This is a genomic window from Pseudoflavitalea rhizosphaerae, from assembly GCF_003991355.1.
Classification (GTDB): Bacteria; Bacteroidota; Bacteroidia; order Chitinophagales; family Chitinophagaceae; genus Pseudobacter; species Pseudobacter rhizosphaerae.
This window is the reverse complement of sequence record NZ_RCSU01000003.1, coordinates 376,397-394,118: the sequence shown is the minus strand read 5'-3', so window position 1 is coordinate 394,118 and position 17,722 is coordinate 376,397. Positions and strand designations below refer to the sequence as shown.

Here is a 17,722-nt window from a genome sequence, read left to right as displayed (position 1 = left end):
ATTCCCTACTTTTGTTCCGCAAGGAACACTATTACAACTTCTTCTGCATTAACTCCACCATGCGTGCCCTGTTCAATTTATTCGATTTCAAGCAAAAGGTAAATTATAAGAACGAAGTACTGGCCGGCTTCACAGTGGCCATGACGATGATCCCTGAATCATTGTCCTTTGCGATCCTGGCAGGATTGAGCCCTCTGACAGGATTGTATGCCGCCTTCCTGATGGGATTGGTAACGGCAGTATTGGGTGGCAGACCAGGAATGGTTTCCGGCGGAGCGGGCGCAACGGTAGTAACATTGATAGCGCTGGTGCAGGGGCATGGAGTTGAATATGTATTTGCAGCAGTGGCGCTGGCGGGTTTATTGCAGATACTGGCAGGAGTATTCCGGCTGGGAAAATTTATCAGGCTGGTACCGCAGCCGGTGATGTATGGATTTGTAAATGGATTGGCCATCATCATTTTCATGGCGCAGATAGAACAATTTAAGACCGCTACACCTTCAGGCGCTGAATGGCTTACCGGGACTGCGTTGTGGACGATGATCGGACTTGTTTTGCTGACTGTTCTGATTGTTTTGCTCTTCCCTAAAATCACAAAAGCAGTGCCGGCGTCCCTGGTTGCCATTATGGTTGTGTTCCTGGTAGTATTGGGGTTTGGGATAGATACAAAGACTGTTGAAGATATCGCTTCTGTCAGTGGAGGATTTCCGCCTTTTCATATACCTGCTGTTCCATTCAGCTTTGAAACCCTACAAATCATTTTTCCTTATTCACTGGTGATGGGCGGTGTGGGTCTGGTTGAAAGCCTGCTCACACTGAATGTGGTGGATGAGATAACTGGCACCAGGGGCCGTGGTAATAAGGAATGTGTAGCGCAGGGGACGGCCAACGTGGTAAACGGCTTCTTCACTGGAATGGGTGGTTGTGCCATGATCGCTCAAACTTTTGTGAACCTTTCGGCAGGATCGAGGGCCAGGTTGTCTGGTATCATTGCTTCCCTGATGATCCTCATCATTATTCTGGTCGGCGCCCCTGTGATCGGGAAAGTACCGATGGCGGCATTGGTTGGCGTGATGATCATGGTTGCGATAGGAACTTTTGAATGGATCAGCCTGCGGATCATCAACAAAATGCCGCGACATGATATTTTTGTTGGCGTACTGGTAGCGGTTATTACTGTATGGTTGCACAACCTTGCTTTAGCTGTGTTGATTGGTGTGATCATATCAGCATTGGTGTTTGCCTGGGAAAGTGCTAAAAGGATTCGCGCAAGAAAATTCACTGATGAAAAGGGAGTGAAGCATTATGAGATATATGGACCCTTATTTTTCGGATCGGTGAATGCTTTCTCAGAAAAATTCGATGTACAGAATGATCCTTCCGAAGTGATCATCGATTTTAAGGAAAGCAGGATCACTGATATGAGTGCAATCGAAGCATTGAACAAACTCACAGACCGATATCATAAAGCAGGAAAGAAATTGCAGTTACGGCACCTGAGCCCTGATTGCCGCGCGTTATTGAAAAATGCAGCAGCCGTGATCGATGTAAATCTGATTGAAGACCCGGAATACAAGGTTGTAATGGATTAAGTGTTTCAGAGAAGGTTTAGTTCAATCCATAAATATCTTTCGCCAGCCTGAAAGTGTTGCAATGCGCTTCCATAATGGTCCTTACATCCGGCGAGTAACCGCCCCCCATCGCTACTGTGCAGGGGATGTTCCGTTGTTTCAATGCAGTGAAAACAATTTCATCTCTTTGTTTGCAACCCTGCATGGTCACTTTTAGTTTTCCGAATTTATCTGATTCGAGAATGTCAACTCCTGAGAGAAAGAAGACGAAATCAGGATTCACCTGGTGAAGTAGTGTATCGAGGTTTGATTGGAGCAACTCAAGGTAGAGCGCATCATTGGTGCCGTCTTTCAGGCCGATATCGAGATCGCTTTGTTCTTTGTGAAAGGGATAATTGTGTGCACCGTGCATGCTGAAAGTGAATACGCGTGGCTCGTTTTGAAAGATGCTGGCGGTGCCGTTTCCCTGGTGCACATCGAGGTCAATAATCAAGATCTGTTTGGCCAGTTGCTCATGAAGCAGGTAGTTGGCGGCTACGGCAAAATCATTCAACAGGCAGAAGCCCTCACCACGATCTGCAAACGCATGATGTGTGCCACCGGCTACATTCAAGGAAACGCCATATTGCAGCGCATAATGGCAACAATCGATGGTCCCCTGTGTGATCACGAGTTCGCGCAGGGTGAGTTCCGGAGATTGCAGGAACCCGATATGCCGTTGCTCTTTGGTGGAAAGGGTTTGCTGATGAAGTCGTTCCAAATAGCCGGCTTCATGCGTGCGTAAGACTATGGTATCCGTACAGGGCGCCGGCCTGAACAAATTCGAAGCAGTGATGGTGCCTTCATACAATAGTTGCTCCGGGATCAGTTCATATTTGAGCATCGGGAAGCGATGCCCTTCCGGAAGCGGATGTGCATAGATGGGATCGAAGGCGATATGGAGTGTTGGTGCAGCCATATGTATCAATGGAACTGCATTACTTTCTTATCAACGATAGCGAATACTCTTTCTCCTTTTACCGGGCTTACCATGGCCAGTCCTGTGAATTCGCTGAAGGCCGGCAGGATGCAATGGGTGGATGTAAAATAATAACAGGGAAAGGATAACGACTGTCTCCCTTGCCCGGATATCCGGATGCCCGGATGCAGGTGACCTGTAAAGAAGTAATGATCGCTGTAGGATTGCAGGTCTGTTTCCTCCGGGTCGTGTACAAATCCAAAAAGATTGTTGAGTGCAAGAATATTATCGGTGACAGTGATATTGCTTTGCTGGTACCATTTATCGTGGAGGATATCGTGGTTGCCGCGGATCAGTTTGATATGAATATCCGGAAGATCATGCCGCCATTTGCGAAACAGTTCCAGTTCCTTGTTTTCGCGGCTGTGGAAGAGATCACCAACAACAATGAGTTGCTGAGGCTGAAAGTATTGGATCTGCTGGACCAGCCTTTGGAGATCCTGTTTGTAAACAGCCTGGGGAACAGGTATCCCGGATTTTCTGAAATGACCGGTCTTTCCAAAATGCAGGTCTGCCAGGATCAGTGCTTTTTCTTCTTCCCAGAAAATGCACCGTTCGGATGAAAGCCAGAGGTTTTGCTGCTGGATGGAATATGGAACAGGGGGCTGCATGAGAGGGCAAAGTTAGGGAAAATGAAAGTGGCGTAAAAGAGAAGATGATCTTGATTTTCAGCAGCTGTTGGTAACGAAATTTTCTGAAATAACCATGGATTTTGAGCGGGAAAAAACCCGGAGCTTTTTAAAAACCTGAATTTGAAGTTGTTCGTATATGCATGCCTTATTTATAAAATAAACAACTTAGGTTATGCATGTGTGTGAGTTCATAGTCGACAAGATCACGAACAGTATTGAAGAAGTCAGCAGCGGAAAAATTTTTGAAACGGATGTAATGCCGGCGAGTTATAAAGAGTTGAGCAAGCTATATAAGAAAGATGGGTGGAAATTTGACTGGAAGAAAGAGTGTAAGCCGGAGGGAAGGCAGGTGTATAAATTAGTCCGGAGGGAGGGAGGTGGAGAGATCGAAGGGGTGATAAGTTTTGTATCTGTAACTGATGAGCTTTATTGCTTTATGAAGTTGATAGAAGTTGCGCCGCACAACTATGGCTCAAAAAAGAAATTCGCTGGCGTAGCGGGGAATTTGGTGGCCTTTGTATGCAAGATGAGTTTTGATAGTGGATTTGGAGGTCTGGTGAATTTTGACGCAAAAACAAGGCTAATTCAACATTATGTTGAAACCTTAAGAGCCCGTCATGAAGGAGGTGGACGCATGGTAATTTATCCGGAAGCATCCCTTTTTTTGGTAAATTCGTATTTCTAAATTTTCATGTATGAAAGTACCGGTAAATTCTTATGTGTTGGATAATCTGGATGAATTCATCGATCCGGACTTTTTCACTAAGGAAGAACAACTAGCAATAGTAAAGAGGGCCTGGAGTACTTTTCTTGCTGAAAAGAAAAGGCGGAAATTACCTCCGCCTTCACCGGAAGATGTTAGGGAAAGATTGAAAATGCTTGACGATATTGTCTTTATTCCTGTGAAAAAGGCCTTAAAACAGAAAGAATATGATCAAAAGTATTTGGGTGCATTGATCAGGCTGCATCATGCGTTTGCTAAAGCAGATGGAGAGATGACTAGCTTGGTATAACCTTCCCTCATCCCCCCAGCTCCTGCATCCGCTTAACCCTGTCCTCCAACTTTTCTGACGTTAAACTTTCTCTTAAACTATCCACTTTGATCGGGAAACAGAATGGCGTCAGCCGTTCCGGGAACCTGATAATGATATTGCTTTGCTGTATCCGTTCCAGCATATTGCGCAAACGGGCTTCTTCCATCTCCCTGTCGAACACTTCCTGGAAGGCCTGTCGGACCAGCAGATTATTCCGGTCATATTCAACGAACACATTGAACAATAAACTGGCAGAAGCCTGCAGGTGCCTTGCTTTCTTTTGCTCACCAGGGTAACCCTGGAAGATCAGTCCGCCGATCACGGCAATATCCCTGAATTTTCGCTTAGCCATCTCCGTTGAATTGGCGCTACGCTGGATATCGGTGAGCAGATTTTCAGGACTGAAAAGTTCATATACATTGGCATCATCCACAGGTATGGGCTGATCGCTGAGCAGCTCAAAACCATAATCGTTCATGGCGAATGAAAACGTGATCGGCATGATACGACTGATACGATATGCCAGCACAGCAGCCATCGCTTCATGCACAAGCCTGCCTTCGAAGGGGTATACAAAAAGATGGTAGCCATCCTTCGTTTCGATATGTTCTATCAGCAATTCATTGGCGCGTGGCACATGCGACAAATCTTCCTGCAATTTGAACAAGGGTTGCAATACACGCATCTCGATGTCTTTGGCGCGGGCCAATACCATCCTGCCATCGGGCAGCATCTTGAATACGCTGTTGAATTGTTCCCTAAGTTTTTTTCCGAGGTTGGCAGATAAAGGCATGCGGCCTCCCTGCCAGCTGGGAACGATGGATTTGGTGGAGTTGGATTTCTTCACCAGCACCGTCATGTCTTTAATCCCTACCAGTTCCAGGTTGCGGCCAGATAGTGTGAACACTTCGCCCGGTGTAAGCCTGGAGACGAACCATTCTTCGATCATACCGATCCAGCCACCATGTACGAATTTCACTTTGAGCATAGACTCACTCACGATGGTGCCGATATGCATCCGGTGACGCATCGCAATACGACGGCTCGTGATCCGGTAAACACCATCGATCACTTCTACTTTTTTGTATTCATCATATTGCTGAAGCGCTGAGCCACCGGTGGTCACAAATTCAAGAACAGAATGCCAGTCGTCTTCCGTCATATCGCGATAGCAGAAGGTGGAAACCACTTCTTTATACAACTCATCGGGCCTGAACCCATCGGAGATCGCCAGTGTGCAGAGGTATTGTATCAGCACATCATAGCATAATAACATGGGATCGCGGTTCTCGATATAATTCTCTGCAATGGCGGATTTCAGCGCCGCCACTTCCACCAGTTCCAATGAATGCGTGGGCAGAAAATAAATAGTGCTGACTTCCCCGGGACGGTGACCGCTTCTTCCCGCTCTTTGCAGAAAGCGGGCTACCCCCTTGGGAGAACCCACCTGGATCACGGTTTCAACCGGACGGAAGTCCACGCCGAGATCGAGGCTGGCGGTGCAGACCACTGCCTTGAGCCTTGCCGTATGCAGGGCTTCTTCCACCCAGATGCGCAACTCCTGTTCAATGCTGCCATGGTGCAATGCAATGGCGCCTGCCAGTTCCGGGGCAGCAGTGAGCAAGGTTTGGTACCATCGCTCTGCCATGCCGCGCGTATTGATAAAAATGAGGGTTGTTTTACTTTGATCCAGGATAGGCAATACTTTATCCACCAGCTTCAAACCAAGATGTCCTGCCCATGGATAATTTTCAATTTCATCAGGGAGAATGGATTCGATCCTAACTTCTTTTTTCAAATGTGCTTTCACCTGCACAGCCTGTTTGCCACTCAGCGTTTGCACAGGCGAGAGCAGTACATCCTGCGCTTCCTGCATATTGCCGATGGTAGCGCTGATGCCCCATACATTACAATATGTGCCGTAATGCTGATGCTGTACATGCACGATGCGCGAGATGGCAAGCTCCACCTGTACACCACGCTTGCTGCCGATCAGTTCATGCCATTCATCTACGGCAATGATGCGGAGATGCTTAAAAACTTCAGCATATCCTTTTTGCGCCAGTAACAAATGCAGGCTTTCAGGCGTGATCAGCAACACTTCAGGCATTTGTCTTTTTTGTCGCTGCCTTTCGTTAATGTCAGTATCTCCGTTGCGGATACCAACTTTCCAGTTCATACCCAGTTCTGCAATGGCTTCTTCCATTGCCCGGCCGATATCTTTTGCCAGTGCGCGCAATGGTGTTACCCACAACAACTGCAATCCGTTCTTCGATTTGGTAAGATAATTCTCCGGATGCCTGTTGATGAAATCGATCAGCGCACCAATAAAAACTGAATAAGTTTTTCCGAATCCTGTAGGGGCATTTACCAGGCCGCTGTTACCATTGGCAATATGTTGCCAGGCTTCCTCCTGGAAGGGGAAAGGCTCAAATCGTTTGGCGTCCAGCCAGCGGCGGACCACCTGGTATCCTATGGTGGAATGAAGCAACAGCCTATAATGTTTTCAGGTACTCGATCAAAGCCTTTCGTTCTTTGTCAGATAATTTATCGCCGAAATAATGCCCCTTGTTGCTATAACCGGGGAGATCGGTATTGTAGATATTTTTCTTTCCTGGTTTATCGTGGCGCTTGTAAGCCCATCCGGGATTATCCTGGTTATATTGTGGTTGGTCGAAATCGCGCGACCAGTACTGCGGCCTCAGTTTACTGTTCAACAATGATTCGAGGTCAGGAACCGAACCGTTATGAAGATAAGGCGCAGTGATCCAGATCCCATCGAGTGGCGGCGCGATATATCCCGCATAGGGCTCCAGTTTGGCAGGATGATCGCCCTTCGTGAACCAGCTGTTATTGAACCATTCCACAAATTGCGGATTGCTGTAATTGCTGGTGAACAACAATGAATCTGATTTGATGATATGCTGTGGCACCAGCAGGTTGGGATAAGAAACAGAATCGCCATAGGTGCCATGACATTTACTGCAATTACCATCGAACAAAACCTTTCCTTCAGCAGCCAGCCCTTCATCAATTACTCCGGGAAATTTCGGGGCCTGCAATGAATAGATATAAGCCAGAACATCGGGCATATGCGAATCCACTTCGCGCGATTCAGCAGTATCGTTCACCGTGAGTAAATTGGACGCCATCAGGAACTTGCCGAAATCACCTCTTCCAAATCCATTGTAGAACATCGCATTCTTCTTCTTCAGCAACCACCAGGCAGGCACATCCGTAGGGATCAGTTGCCCGGGGATTTCGAGAGCGGGCGTATCGATCCATTTAAAAGTGACAGGATCGCGATGAGCAGCCAGTAATGCAGCCAGCCGATCCGCAGCATTCACTCCCCGTACTTCCGTTGATAAATAGGGACCAATGGCTTTCGTGATCTCGATGAATGATTTCGACGCTTCGTATTTCTTAGGAGCAGTCAGTTTGAGCCAGGCTTCCACCTTCTTCAGGTTTTTGATATTGAGCTTCTCATTCTGCGTAAAATCGATCAGCGAATTACCAAGACCCATATACAACTGATCATCCATCACCTGCGCATGGCATTGCAAACAGTTAGGCGCCACCAGCACTTCCCCGTTACCTGCCGTGATAGCCGTATACTCGTGGGAGAGTTTTTCATTTTTACCATCCCGTTGGAGATAATTGTGATTGTCTTTTCCCATCCCCATCACAAAAACACTGAATGGGATACCGCCTTTTACGTAATCGCCGGTAGTGAGGTATTGGTAACCTTTGGCGGAATCGCCGCCAAGGCGTTGAGGACTGGGAGGAATATGTACCAGCTCGAACGGGATCAGGTCCAGCACTCTTGTAAAGGCTGCGCCACTGATCACAATGAATATGACTACTAACCACTTCTTCATGCGCAGAGATTCTATCCTTAAAGTTAATAGTTTCTCTGGGTTTAAAAATGCAGGCTGTGAAATGAACCGGCGCGGGAGAATATATATTGGGGCTAAGGTTGGCTGGATTGGGCTGTGGTGCTGAGCCAGGCTTTTTCGCTTACATTTCAAAGGCCTTCATTTTTTAACCCGTCGAAACATGGGGCCGCGGGTGCAACTTTACAGGTGAAGGTGCATCATTTTGAATTCAGGTGTGGCAGTGTGATAGTAGCTTATTGCTGGCTTCGGAATGCCGGTGTTGCTGATTGTTAAAGTTACTTAGAGTGTTGCCAGTCGCTCGCCTCCCGGCGAGTGACAACTATTTCTTCGCCTCCGGCGAAGGTTTTCATTCTTCTATTTATTTTCCATAGAGCTCCAGCATCTGCTTCAAATCCTCAAGGGTATTGATCTCTTCAGGTTTTTTGTCTTTACGCCATCGGCTGATTCGGGGGAAGCGCAGGGCTACTCCCGATTTGTGACGGTTGCTGGCGGCAATGCCCTCGAATGCGATCTCGAAGACCAGCTCAGGTTTGACGGTGCGCACAGGTCCGAATTTTTCGAGTGAATTGTTTTTAACGAAATGGTCAACCTGTGCAAACTCTTCATCGGTGAGTCCGGAATAAGCTTTGGTGAAAGTGACGAGCTGATCGCCGTCTTTGACCGCGAAGGTATAGTCGGTGTAGAGATTACTTCTTCTGCCATGGCCTTTCATGGCGTAGACCATCACGCAGTCGATAACAAGAGGATCGATCTTCCATTTCCACCAGTCGCCGCGTTTGCGGCCGGTTTGATAGAAAGAGGAAAGACGTTTCAGCATAAGGCCTTCAGAACCAAGATCGCGGGCATTGTTGCGGAGTGTGGCCAGTTCGTCCCAGTTGCTGAAAGTTATATTGGGCGAGAGTTGTAGAATGGGATGGTTGATTTGGTTGACGATGCTTTCAAGTTGTTGTCTGCGAAGGGAGAGGGGTTGTTCGCGGGAGTCTGCGCCATCCAGTTCCAGCAGATCATATACGAAGAAAGCGGCGGGCGCTTCCTGCAATTGTTTTTTGGTAACGTTCTTGCGGCCGATACGTGTTTGAAGGATGCTGAACGGTAAGGGGCGCTTGCCGTCGAAAGGAAGGATCTCACCATCGAGTGCGATGCCGTTGGGTAATAGTTGCTGAAGGATATTGTATTCCGGAAATTTCTCTGTGATCAATTCTTCGCCGCGGCTCCAGGTGAAGAGCTGGTTGTTGCGTTTGATGATCTGTCCACGTATGCCATCCCATTTCCATTCAGCCTGCCATTCATGAGGCTGGCCGAGACCGGCGGGAGGATCTTCCAGTGCATAGGCGAGATAGAATGGGTAGGGCTTGGAGATATCAGCAGCTGCTGCTTCCTCGCTGAGCAGCGAATCATAGGACGTGGTTGCCGGATCCCAGTTGCCACTGATGCGATGCGCGATCACGGAACCGGAAAGACCGGTACTACGGGCAAGGGCATTTACAATTGTTTTTTGAGATACGCCGATGCGGAAACCACCGGTGATGAATTTATTGAACACGAATCTTTCTTCCTGGCTCATGCTCATCCAGCTGTTTACGATGAAGGTTTTCTTTTCGTCTTCAGGGGCTTTCTCCAGGCTTACTAATTTTTCCAGGTATACATGAAGCGGGAGCGAGGCTGCCTCATCTGTGGCGGGAGGAAGCAGCAGGGCGATGGTTTCTGCGAGATCGCCAACCGTGTGATAGGATTCTTCGAATAACCATGCAGGTAAGTTGATGAGATCGATGCACCATTGGGATAATAAAGTGGAATTCACGGCGCGTTTGGGGCGACGGCCGCTGAAGAGTGCTATCGTCCAGACCTTGTCTTTATCGTTGGCGTCCGGGAAATATTCGCTCAGTGCATTGAGCTTGTCGTTGGTAGCAGTGGCGCTGCCCAGTTGTTGTATGAGTTGCGCAAAGGCTTTCAAGATGAAAGGTTATTTGATTCATTGTTGTCTGGTCCGGGACTGCTTGGCTGGCCGGACCCGGATTCGTTTTCAATTGTTGCCAGTCCTTCTTCTTCGTCCCCAAATTCTGTTTTCACTTCCGCAGCTTCGAGACCTTGTTCTGTTAAGTAGCGGCTGAGTGCTGCCTGGAAGCCGTGGGTCACAAATACTTTGGAAGCGCCTGTGGCGTGGATAGCCTGTAAAAGTCCCGGCCAGTCCGCATGGTCGCTCAATGGAAAAGCTGCATCCACATTGCGTCTGCGGACATTGCCGCGTATCTGCATCCATCCGCTGCAAACGCCAATTTCGTGTGCGCCAAACCGTTTGAGCCAGGGCGAACCGTCGGCGCTGCCTGGTGCCAGTACCACATTACCGGCGATCATGCTGCGGGGAGTGGCATCGCTCACCAGGTGCACATCGGGCAATGCCCATCCTGCCTGGGCCAGGGTATTTTGTGCATTGTAGATGGCGCCATGTACATAAATGTTCGGGCTCACTTCCGGAAGACATTGCAGCAATCGTTGTGCCTTGCCCAGGCTGTAAGCAAAGAGGATGGGGATTTTGTCAGACTCATGGCAATGACGCACCCAGTCCTGGATCTGCTGGAAGATCATATGCTGTGGTTGCCATTTGTAGATAGGTAAACCGAAAGTGGATTCGGTGATAAATGTATTACAGGGAACAGGCTCGAAACGGCCGCTGAGGCCATCGTCTTCCACCTTATAATCACCGCTCACTACCCAAACTTCGCCCTTGTATTCCAGCCTCACCTGTGAGGAACCGATCATATGGCCGGCAGGATGAAGGGAAACGGTAACACCATTGATGAAGATGGTCTGTTCCCATTCGAGCGTCTGGTAATCATTGTTGCCGAGGCGCAGTTGCAGCAAGGGCCTGCACTGAGTATGGCAGAGATAATGCTTCATTCCCCAGCGGGCGTGATCGCTGTGCGCATGGGTGATGATGGCATAGTCTACCGGTCTCCAGGGATCGATATAGAAATTGCCCTGTCGGCAAAACAAACCTTTATCTGAGAATTCAATGAGAGGCATTCCGGGTGTTTAGTACACCGCTTTCACTACGCCGTCTACCTTCTTGACGAAGTATAGTTTTTTGTTCTCAAAATAGTCGAGGGTCATGGTGGATTTGTCCAGCACCGGTTGAATATCGAAGTCTGTGAAGAGCTTGTAATTCTTATCGCCGAGGCTGGATCCGAGGTTGGTACCGTGCGTAAGCAGCAGGTGTGTGAAATGATATAATGTTTCGAACCCACGGAAAAGCATATCCGAAGGGCGTGAATAGAAAACTGTTTTGAAATTCTCGGTGGTATTGAGCACCAGTTTGTCTGTTGGGTTCAGGTAGAATGGTGTGCTGTAAATGATTTCGATGCCTTTGTAAATGGTCTTTTCAAAATCCAGTACATCCCAGGTGGGCATACCGATGAGGGTGGTGGTATAGCTGGTGCTGAGCCCTGAGAGCTGTTGCGCCAGGGTGAGGCCGAAAGCTGCATCCAGGCTGCCTGCCAATACCACGTTCGTTTTGTTGCTGTCGAGATACTGTTGCAGGTTAGCGGCAGTATAATTATCTGTGAGCGTAACGTATTTGAGTTTGAGCGGGATGGCGGCTGTTGATTTTTCTATTTCTTCAAAGTAGGTTTTGAGTCGGTCTTCGGTAGTGCCTTTTTTCCGGAAAACGATGATATTGGAAACAGAATAATTGCGTTGAAGGAATTTGTAAATGCCGGTACAATGGGTGAACAGCGTGGAGTTCAGCATTACATAATTGGGGTTGTTGCTCACGTTCGCTTCATTGGGCAGGTTGGCATTGATGAAGGGCACATTGAGTTGCCCGGCGAGATAAGCCAGTTGTGCTGCTTCATTCACATTCACGTGACCGATCAGGAGGTCGGCGTCGCGCACTTCATCGCTGGTTAGTAAATCGTTGAATTTTTTGGACGTGCTGCGGGTATCGTACACCATCACTTCAATTTTAACGCCTTCTTTGCGGAGGGAGTCGATGGCCAGTTGTGCGCCTTCCCAGAATTCAAGACCGGGATTGATGAATTTCGGGAAAGTTTTTGCGTACCTGTAATTGCCCATGGCATCGAAGGCTGAATCCAGATAGAGTGGTGTAAAGAAAGCGATACGTTTCCGTTCTTTTTCTTTGATCACAGTATCCTGTATTGGCTCGGGGTTGAATACGGTATCCACCTGGGCCAATGACACAATAGCCTGCAATAATGCACATACGGTAAGTAATGCAATGATGCCTGTTCTTTTCATCTGAGATCGGTTTGTATTTCCAGGATTCCAGGGCTCCTGTTACCATAGATGGGTTATTCCCATTCGATGGTTGCAGGTGGCTTGCTGCTGATATCATATACAACGCGATTGATGCCTCTCACATTGTTGATGATATCATTAGAAATGAATGCCATGAAATCGTAGGGAAGATGAGCCCAGTCTGCTGTCATACCGTCTACGGAGGTCACTGCGCGGAGGGCGACAGTGAATTCGTAGGTTCTTTCATCTCCCATCACTCCTACACTTTTCACGGGGAGGAGGATAGCTCCTGCCTGCCATACCTGATCGTACAGGTTGTGATCTTTCAATCCCTGTACATAACGGTAATCAGCATCCTGCAATAATTGTACCTTTTCGGGAGTGATCTCGCCCAGGATCCTGATGGCGAGGCCTGGCCCGGGGAAGGGGTGACGGTTGAGGAGGTCGGCGGGAATGCCGAGTTCTTTACCCACACGTCTTACCTCATCTTTGAAAAGAAAGCGGAGTGGTTCTACCAGCTCCAGGTGCATGATGTCCGGAAGACCGCCCACATTGTGGTGGCTCTTGATAGTAACAGAAGGTCCGTGAACAGATACGCTCTCGATCACATCAGGGTAGATAGTGCCCTGTCCGAGCAGTTCCACACCTTCGATCTTTTTCGCTTCATCCTGGAAAACATCGATGAAGAGTTTTCCGATGGTTTTGCGTTTTGCTTCAGGATCTGTTTTGCCGGCGAGCTGGCCATAGAAAAGTTCTTTGGCGTCTACACCTTTTACATTCAGACCGATCTGTTTATAGATATCGAGTACCTGTTGGAATTCATTTTTGCGCAGCACGCCGTTGTCTACGAAGATGCCGAAGAGCCTGTCGCCGATGGCGCGGTGGATCAGTGTAGCCGCCACAGTGGAATCAACGCCACCGCTGAGCGCCATGATCACTTTGCGATCACCGATCTGTGCTTTGAGGCTATTGATGGTATCTGTTACGAAATGTGCAGGCGTCCAGTCCTGGTGGCATCCGCAGATATTCACGAGGAAGTTCTTCAGGATTTTTTTGCCTTCGATGCTATGGTACACTTCCGGGTGGAACTGTACGCAGTAAAGCGGATTGTTGCCGCCATCTTTCTTGAAGGCAGCATAAGGAATGTCTTCCGTGGTGCCGAGAACAGAGAACCCTTCAGGCAGTTCAAGTACGGAATCGCTATGGCTCATCCATACCTGGGAAGCGTCCATAATATCTTTCAGGATAATATCGTCTGCATTTTTTTTGTGGAAAAGGGCACGACCGTATTCGCGTTTATCACTTTTTGCAACGCGGCCGCCGAATTTTTTGGCGGTGAGCTGTGCACCATAACATACTCCCAGTACGGGTACTTTTTCATTGAAGCCCTGGATGTCTACATCAGGCGCATTGGGATCGTTCACAGAAAAGGGGGATCCGGAGAGGATGATACCTTTTAATGAAGGGTCAAACTGGATCTTACTGTGAAAGGGAACAATTTCGCAATATACATTGGCCTCACGTACGGCCCTGGCTATCAACTGAGTGTACTGACTTCCGAAGTCTAAAATGAGTATCTTTTCCGTCATGGTGCTGCGAAGGTAAGAAAACGGCAGGAGCTTTCAAGCGCTGTAACTTTTTCAAAGGGCTTGCGTCAAATGGGTTGGAATGCCGGTAATTATTCACCAACTTTGAAAGGCTAAAACCAAACTGAACATGAAGAATCTACTTGTACTATTGTTACCTATTGTCCTTATTGCCAGTTCCTGCACTTATGTGGGAGGAAAGAAAGTTCGCGGGAAGGGTGATGTCCGCACTGAAAACCGCTCGGTTGGCCAATTCAGAGGCGTAAGCACCAGCGGATCATTTGATATTTATGTGTCTTCCGGCCCGCAGGAAGTAAAAGTGGAAGCGGAGGATAATCTCCTGGAATATATCGAGACCTATATCAATGACGGCGTATTGCGTATCCGTACAAAGGACGGCTTCAGTCTTCGTCCAACAAAAGATGTAAAAGTGTACGTCACCAATCCAACTTTCAACAAGATCCATTCTTCCGGATCGGGCAATATCATTGGTCAGAATAAGATCATTTCCAATGATAAGCTTGACCTGAGTGTTAGTGGCAGTGCTGATATCAACCTGGAAGTGGATGCGCCCGAAGTGGAATCTGAGATCAGCGGCAGCGGTAATACCGATCTGAAAGGCGCCACCAAAAAATTTGAAACAAAGATCAGCGGCAGCGGTAATGTACGTGCGCTGGACCTGATGAGCGAAGAAACTGAGGTGAGGATCGCCGGAAGCGGAGATGTGAGCGTGTTTGCCAGTGTGAAGCTAACGGTGAGGGTTACCGGAAGTGGTGATGTGAGATATAAAGGAAATGCAACTGTGGATAGCAAGATCACTGGTGGCGGTGGCGTAACGAAGCTGGAGTAATGAATTTTTTATGCTGGCTCTTATGATCGATCCTCTGCGAGAAAAGCATTTTCAAGAGCTTGCTGTTCTTTACGTTTGATCTTCTTTTGTACCCTGTAAGCACCAAATAATAAGAACAAGCCAATTATCAGGAGAAAGTGGGAGCCGATCAGGTAGCCCGTACCGCGGGCAATATCGGTTAACTGGCTTTTGATTTCATTGAGACGGCTCAGGGTGGTGATACAATTCAACGTGATCAAAAGTATCCCAAGGATGAGGTAAATATTTCTGCAAATTTTCACGGTAATTTGGTTTATTTGAAAGGTCACATAAGTTTCGAGCAGTTACAGAAAACTATGAAATCTGAAAGTTAAACTTTCAGATTTCAAGAAAATTGATCAAAAAACGTGAAAATTGAAAGTTTGACTTTCAAATTTCACAGTTTTTGCTTTCTCACAAATTCACATACTTCACCCTGATCCAGATATTCCGGTTCCTGCCTTTATCATCAGTACACGAGATCTTAACCGGCCCTTCATCAGGAACAAAGAATTGTTTGCTTTTGGCATCTGTTGATTTATAGAACTGATCATTGATATACCAGAAAACTTTTCCTACATCATTGCCCACATTGCAAGTAAGTTGTAATGGCTCGGGGTGTTTCTTACTGATAAGGTATTCCGCGTCATTCTTCGGGAAGGTGATCACCGGCGCGCCGCCGGCAAACAGCCTTTCGCAATCCGGGTTATGCGGAGGGATCTGTGCATACCTTATATGATGTTCTTCAAAATAATGTTGCATCTCCGCGCTCACGATCTTGTACCATTTCTTTTTATACCCGGCTTGCGGCTGGCAGGTTTTGCAATAGGAGATCTTTTCATCGGGCGACACTGCTAACTCTTCCTGGTTATTGCAAGCCTGCGTTCCGGAAATCAAGGGAATGAAATAATCGGTAACGGTACTGCTGCAATGATCGGCGGGGGGCAGGCCGGTTTCGGAACAGACCATTCTTATATCGCAATCTTCCGGTTGTTTGAACCATTCCTGGTCGCTGTCATAATCGATGGTATTGAAGATGCGGAACAGGAGTGGTGTTGCAACATTGGCGCCGCTGAGCTCGGGAATGCCGAGTGCGGAGAAGTTACCAACCCAAACACCTACTGTAAAGTTCTTATTATACCCGATACTCCAGGCATCGCGCCTGCCATAGCTGGTGCCGGTTTTCCAGGCGATCTTCGGCATGCGTTCAGTGCTTTGCCAGTTCAGGGGGAAGTCGGGACGATTCACCTTGCTCAATGTTTCATTGATCATGAAAGTGGAAGCAGGAGAGAGTATATTCCTGGTAAAAGCTGCTTGTGTGCTATCCCGTTTGGTATAATTGGGACGAATGTATTTGCCATTGTTCGCAAAGATGGTGTACAGCCCGGTAAGTTCTTCCAGGTTGGAGCCGCAACCACCAAGGATCAGCGATAATCCCAGTTTCTTCTGGTCTTTACGGATCTGCTGGAAATCGCAACGGGCAAGAGTTTGAACAAATTTGTCCTTTCCCAGCCATTCCAATCCTTTCACGGCGGGGATATTCAGCGAATGTTCCAGCGCGTATTCCATGGTTACGAATCCATTGAACTGCTTATTGTAGTTCTCGGGTGCATACCCCCCATAGTTCACGGCCACGTCTGTGATCACGGCCTTGGGGGTGAGCAGTCCTTCATCGATACACATCCCATACAATAAGGGTTTGAGGGTGCTTCCCGGCTGGCGGATAGCGCGTGCGCCATTCACCTGGCCGCCATCCGTGGTGTCATAAAAATTGGCACTACCCACATAGGTGATCACGTTATGCGTGTGATTGTCAATGATCACGACTGCCGCATTTCGGATATTCTTCAATGTTAGGGACCGGCTGTAATCCTCCACGATCTTCTCGATCTTCATCTGGGTATTGAGCTCGATATTGGTCCGGATGATATCATGTCCTGATTTCTGAAGCTGGTAAGACAGGTGGGGCGCCAGTTTGGGAGCTTCGCCGCGGGTAGCGGTGAGCGGCTCTTCCAGGGCATCCCGGATCTCTTTTTCCGTGAACACTTTATCGGCTGCAAATTTCCGCAGCCAGCGATTCCTTTCTTCCACGATCTTATCATTGTTCCTCCCCATAACCAGGGAGGAAGGACGATTGGGAATGATACTTAAAGCAGTGATCTCCGCCAGCGATAAATGATCGGGGCTCTTCTTGAAATACAGTGTGGAAGCGGATTTTACGCCTTGCAGGTTGCCGCCATAAGGTACCAGGTTCAGGTAGAGCTGAAGGATTTCGTCCTTACTGTATTTCCATTCCAGCTGGAAGGCACGGAACATTTCGATGAACTTGTTGAAGTAGGTCCTGCGTTTGGGCTCCAGCGCCCTCGCCACCTGCATGGTAATGGTAGATGCGCCGGACGTTCGTTTCAGCCTGAAAACATTCTTTGCCAATGCGCGCAGGATGGCTGCTCCGTTCACACCCGGATGATAATAGAAATACTTATCCTCTTTTTCAACAATGGTTTTCCGCAACAGCGGAGAGATCTCATCCAGCTCTGTTTTCATTCTCCATTGCTGGTCTTTTGTGAGGTAGGCATGGATCACTTCTCCTTTATTATCAGTGATGATGGTGGAGTAATCCACGTTGTCAGGAACAGGGAAGGTCCAGTTGAGCAGCAGGAATAGCAGGAACATGGCAATGCCAGTAATGACAAGCCTTTTAGACCATTTCACCAGCCAACTGCTCAACTTTTGTTTCATGAAAAAAGGTGGTTGTGATACAGATGCAAGTTATCATTGTTTCGCTGGTTTCTTTTCATGAATTAACAAATACTTATCTACGCAAATTTGCACCTGCCTGTAGCCGTTATGTAACTTAACATCA

General features: G+C 47.9%; 14 protein-coding genes. 4 read left to right on the top strand and 10 right to left on the bottom strand.

The features are described from left to right. The first annotated feature begins 11 nt into the window (after positions 1 to 11). Complete coding sequence (locus D9Y29_RS07400; RefSeq protein ID WP_241237870.1) at positions 12 to 1,592, top strand: SulP family inorganic anion transporter; 1,581 nt, start codon at positions 12 to 14, stop codon at positions 1,590 to 1,592. A gap of 16 nt (positions 1,593 to 1,608) precedes the next feature. Here the strand turns inward: D9Y29_RS07400 and D9Y29_RS07395 are convergent, their stop codons facing one another. Further along, positions 1,609 to 2,529 (bottom strand): histone deacetylase family protein, encoded by a 921-nt coding sequence (locus D9Y29_RS07395; RefSeq protein WP_241237869.1) that lies wholly within the window; start codon positions 2,527 to 2,529, stop codon positions 1,609 to 1,611. Between the two features lie 5 nt (positions 2,530 to 2,534). Then, positions 2,535 to 3,200 (bottom strand): ligase-associated DNA damage response endonuclease PdeM, encoded by a 666-nt coding sequence (pdeM, locus tag D9Y29_RS07390; RefSeq protein WP_127126551.1) that lies wholly within the window; start codon positions 3,198 to 3,200, stop codon positions 2,535 to 2,537. 193 nt (positions 3,201 to 3,393) lie between these two features. Between pdeM and D9Y29_RS07385 the strand changes: the two genes are divergently transcribed. Next, positions 3,394 to 3,906 carry a hypothetical protein gene (locus D9Y29_RS07385; protein ID WP_127126549.1) on the top strand — a complete coding sequence of 171 codons (513 nt, stop codon included), beginning with the start codon at positions 3,394 to 3,396 and terminating at the stop codon, positions 3,904 to 3,906. A 10-nt stretch (positions 3,907 to 3,916) separates the two neighbouring features. Further along, positions 3,917 to 4,234, top strand: a complete 318-nt coding sequence (locus tag D9Y29_RS07380; protein ID WP_127126547.1) for a hypothetical protein — start codon at positions 3,917 to 3,919, stop codon at positions 4,232 to 4,234. Between the two features lie 7 nt (positions 4,235 to 4,241). On the opposite strand, the gene D9Y29_RS07375 is transcribed toward D9Y29_RS07380, so the two are convergent. The 6 genes from D9Y29_RS07375 to guaA form a co-directional block, all read right to left on the bottom strand. Then, on the bottom strand, positions 4,242 to 6,746 hold the full coding sequence (locus D9Y29_RS07375; RefSeq protein WP_241237868.1) for a ligase-associated DNA damage response DEXH box helicase: 2,505 nt from the start codon (positions 6,744 to 6,746) through the stop codon (positions 4,242 to 4,244). Between the two features lie 4 nt (positions 6,747 to 6,750). Beyond that, complete coding sequence (locus D9Y29_RS07370) at positions 6,751 to 8,133, bottom strand: c-type cytochrome (RefSeq protein ID WP_127126543.1); 1,383 nt, start codon at positions 8,131 to 8,133, stop codon at positions 6,751 to 6,753. A 376-nt stretch (positions 8,134 to 8,509) separates the two neighbouring features. After that, positions 8,510 to 10,105, bottom strand: coding sequence for an ATP-dependent DNA ligase (locus D9Y29_RS07365; protein ID WP_127126541.1), 1,596 nt, complete (start codon positions 10,103 to 10,105; stop codon positions 8,510 to 8,512). Next, the gene (locus D9Y29_RS07360; protein WP_127126539.1) at positions 10,102 to 11,175 is read right to left on the bottom strand and encodes a ligase-associated DNA damage response exonuclease; all 1,074 of its coding nucleotides are present in this window, start codon (positions 11,173 to 11,175) and stop codon (positions 10,102 to 10,104) included. Before D9Y29_RS07360 ends, D9Y29_RS07365 begins: the two co-directional genes overlap by 4 nt. A gap of 9 nt (positions 11,176 to 11,184) precedes the next feature. Beyond that, the gene (locus tag D9Y29_RS07355) at positions 11,185 to 12,405 is read right to left on the bottom strand and encodes an ABC transporter substrate-binding protein (RefSeq protein WP_127126537.1); all 1,221 of its coding nucleotides are present in this window, start codon (positions 12,403 to 12,405) and stop codon (positions 11,185 to 11,187) included. A gap of 53 nt (positions 12,406 to 12,458) precedes the next feature. After that, on the bottom strand, positions 12,459 to 13,994 hold the full coding sequence (guaA, locus tag D9Y29_RS07350) for a glutamine-hydrolyzing GMP synthase (RefSeq protein ID WP_127126536.1): 1,536 nt from the start codon (positions 13,992 to 13,994) through the stop codon (positions 12,459 to 12,461). A gap of 127 nt (positions 13,995 to 14,121) precedes the next feature. Here guaA and D9Y29_RS07345 point away from each other — a divergent pair, with 127 nt between their 5' ends. Continuing rightward, the gene (locus D9Y29_RS07345) at positions 14,122 to 14,841 is read left to right on the top strand and encodes a head GIN domain-containing protein (RefSeq protein ID WP_127126534.1); all 720 of its coding nucleotides are present in this window, start codon (positions 14,122 to 14,124) and stop codon (positions 14,839 to 14,841) included. Between the two features lie 20 nt (positions 14,842 to 14,861). On the opposite strand, the gene D9Y29_RS07340 is transcribed toward D9Y29_RS07345, so the two are convergent. Further along, complete coding sequence (locus tag D9Y29_RS07340) at positions 14,862 to 15,122, bottom strand: hypothetical protein (RefSeq protein WP_127126532.1); 261 nt, start codon at positions 15,120 to 15,122, stop codon at positions 14,862 to 14,864. 151 nt (positions 15,123 to 15,273) lie between these two features. Continuing rightward, a complete protein-coding gene (gene pbpC / locus D9Y29_RS07335) occupies positions 15,274 to 17,598 on the bottom strand; it encodes a penicillin-binding protein 1C (protein ID WP_127126530.1) in 2,325 nt (774 codons plus the stop codon). Between the last annotated feature and the right edge of the window lie 124 nt (positions 17,599 to 17,722).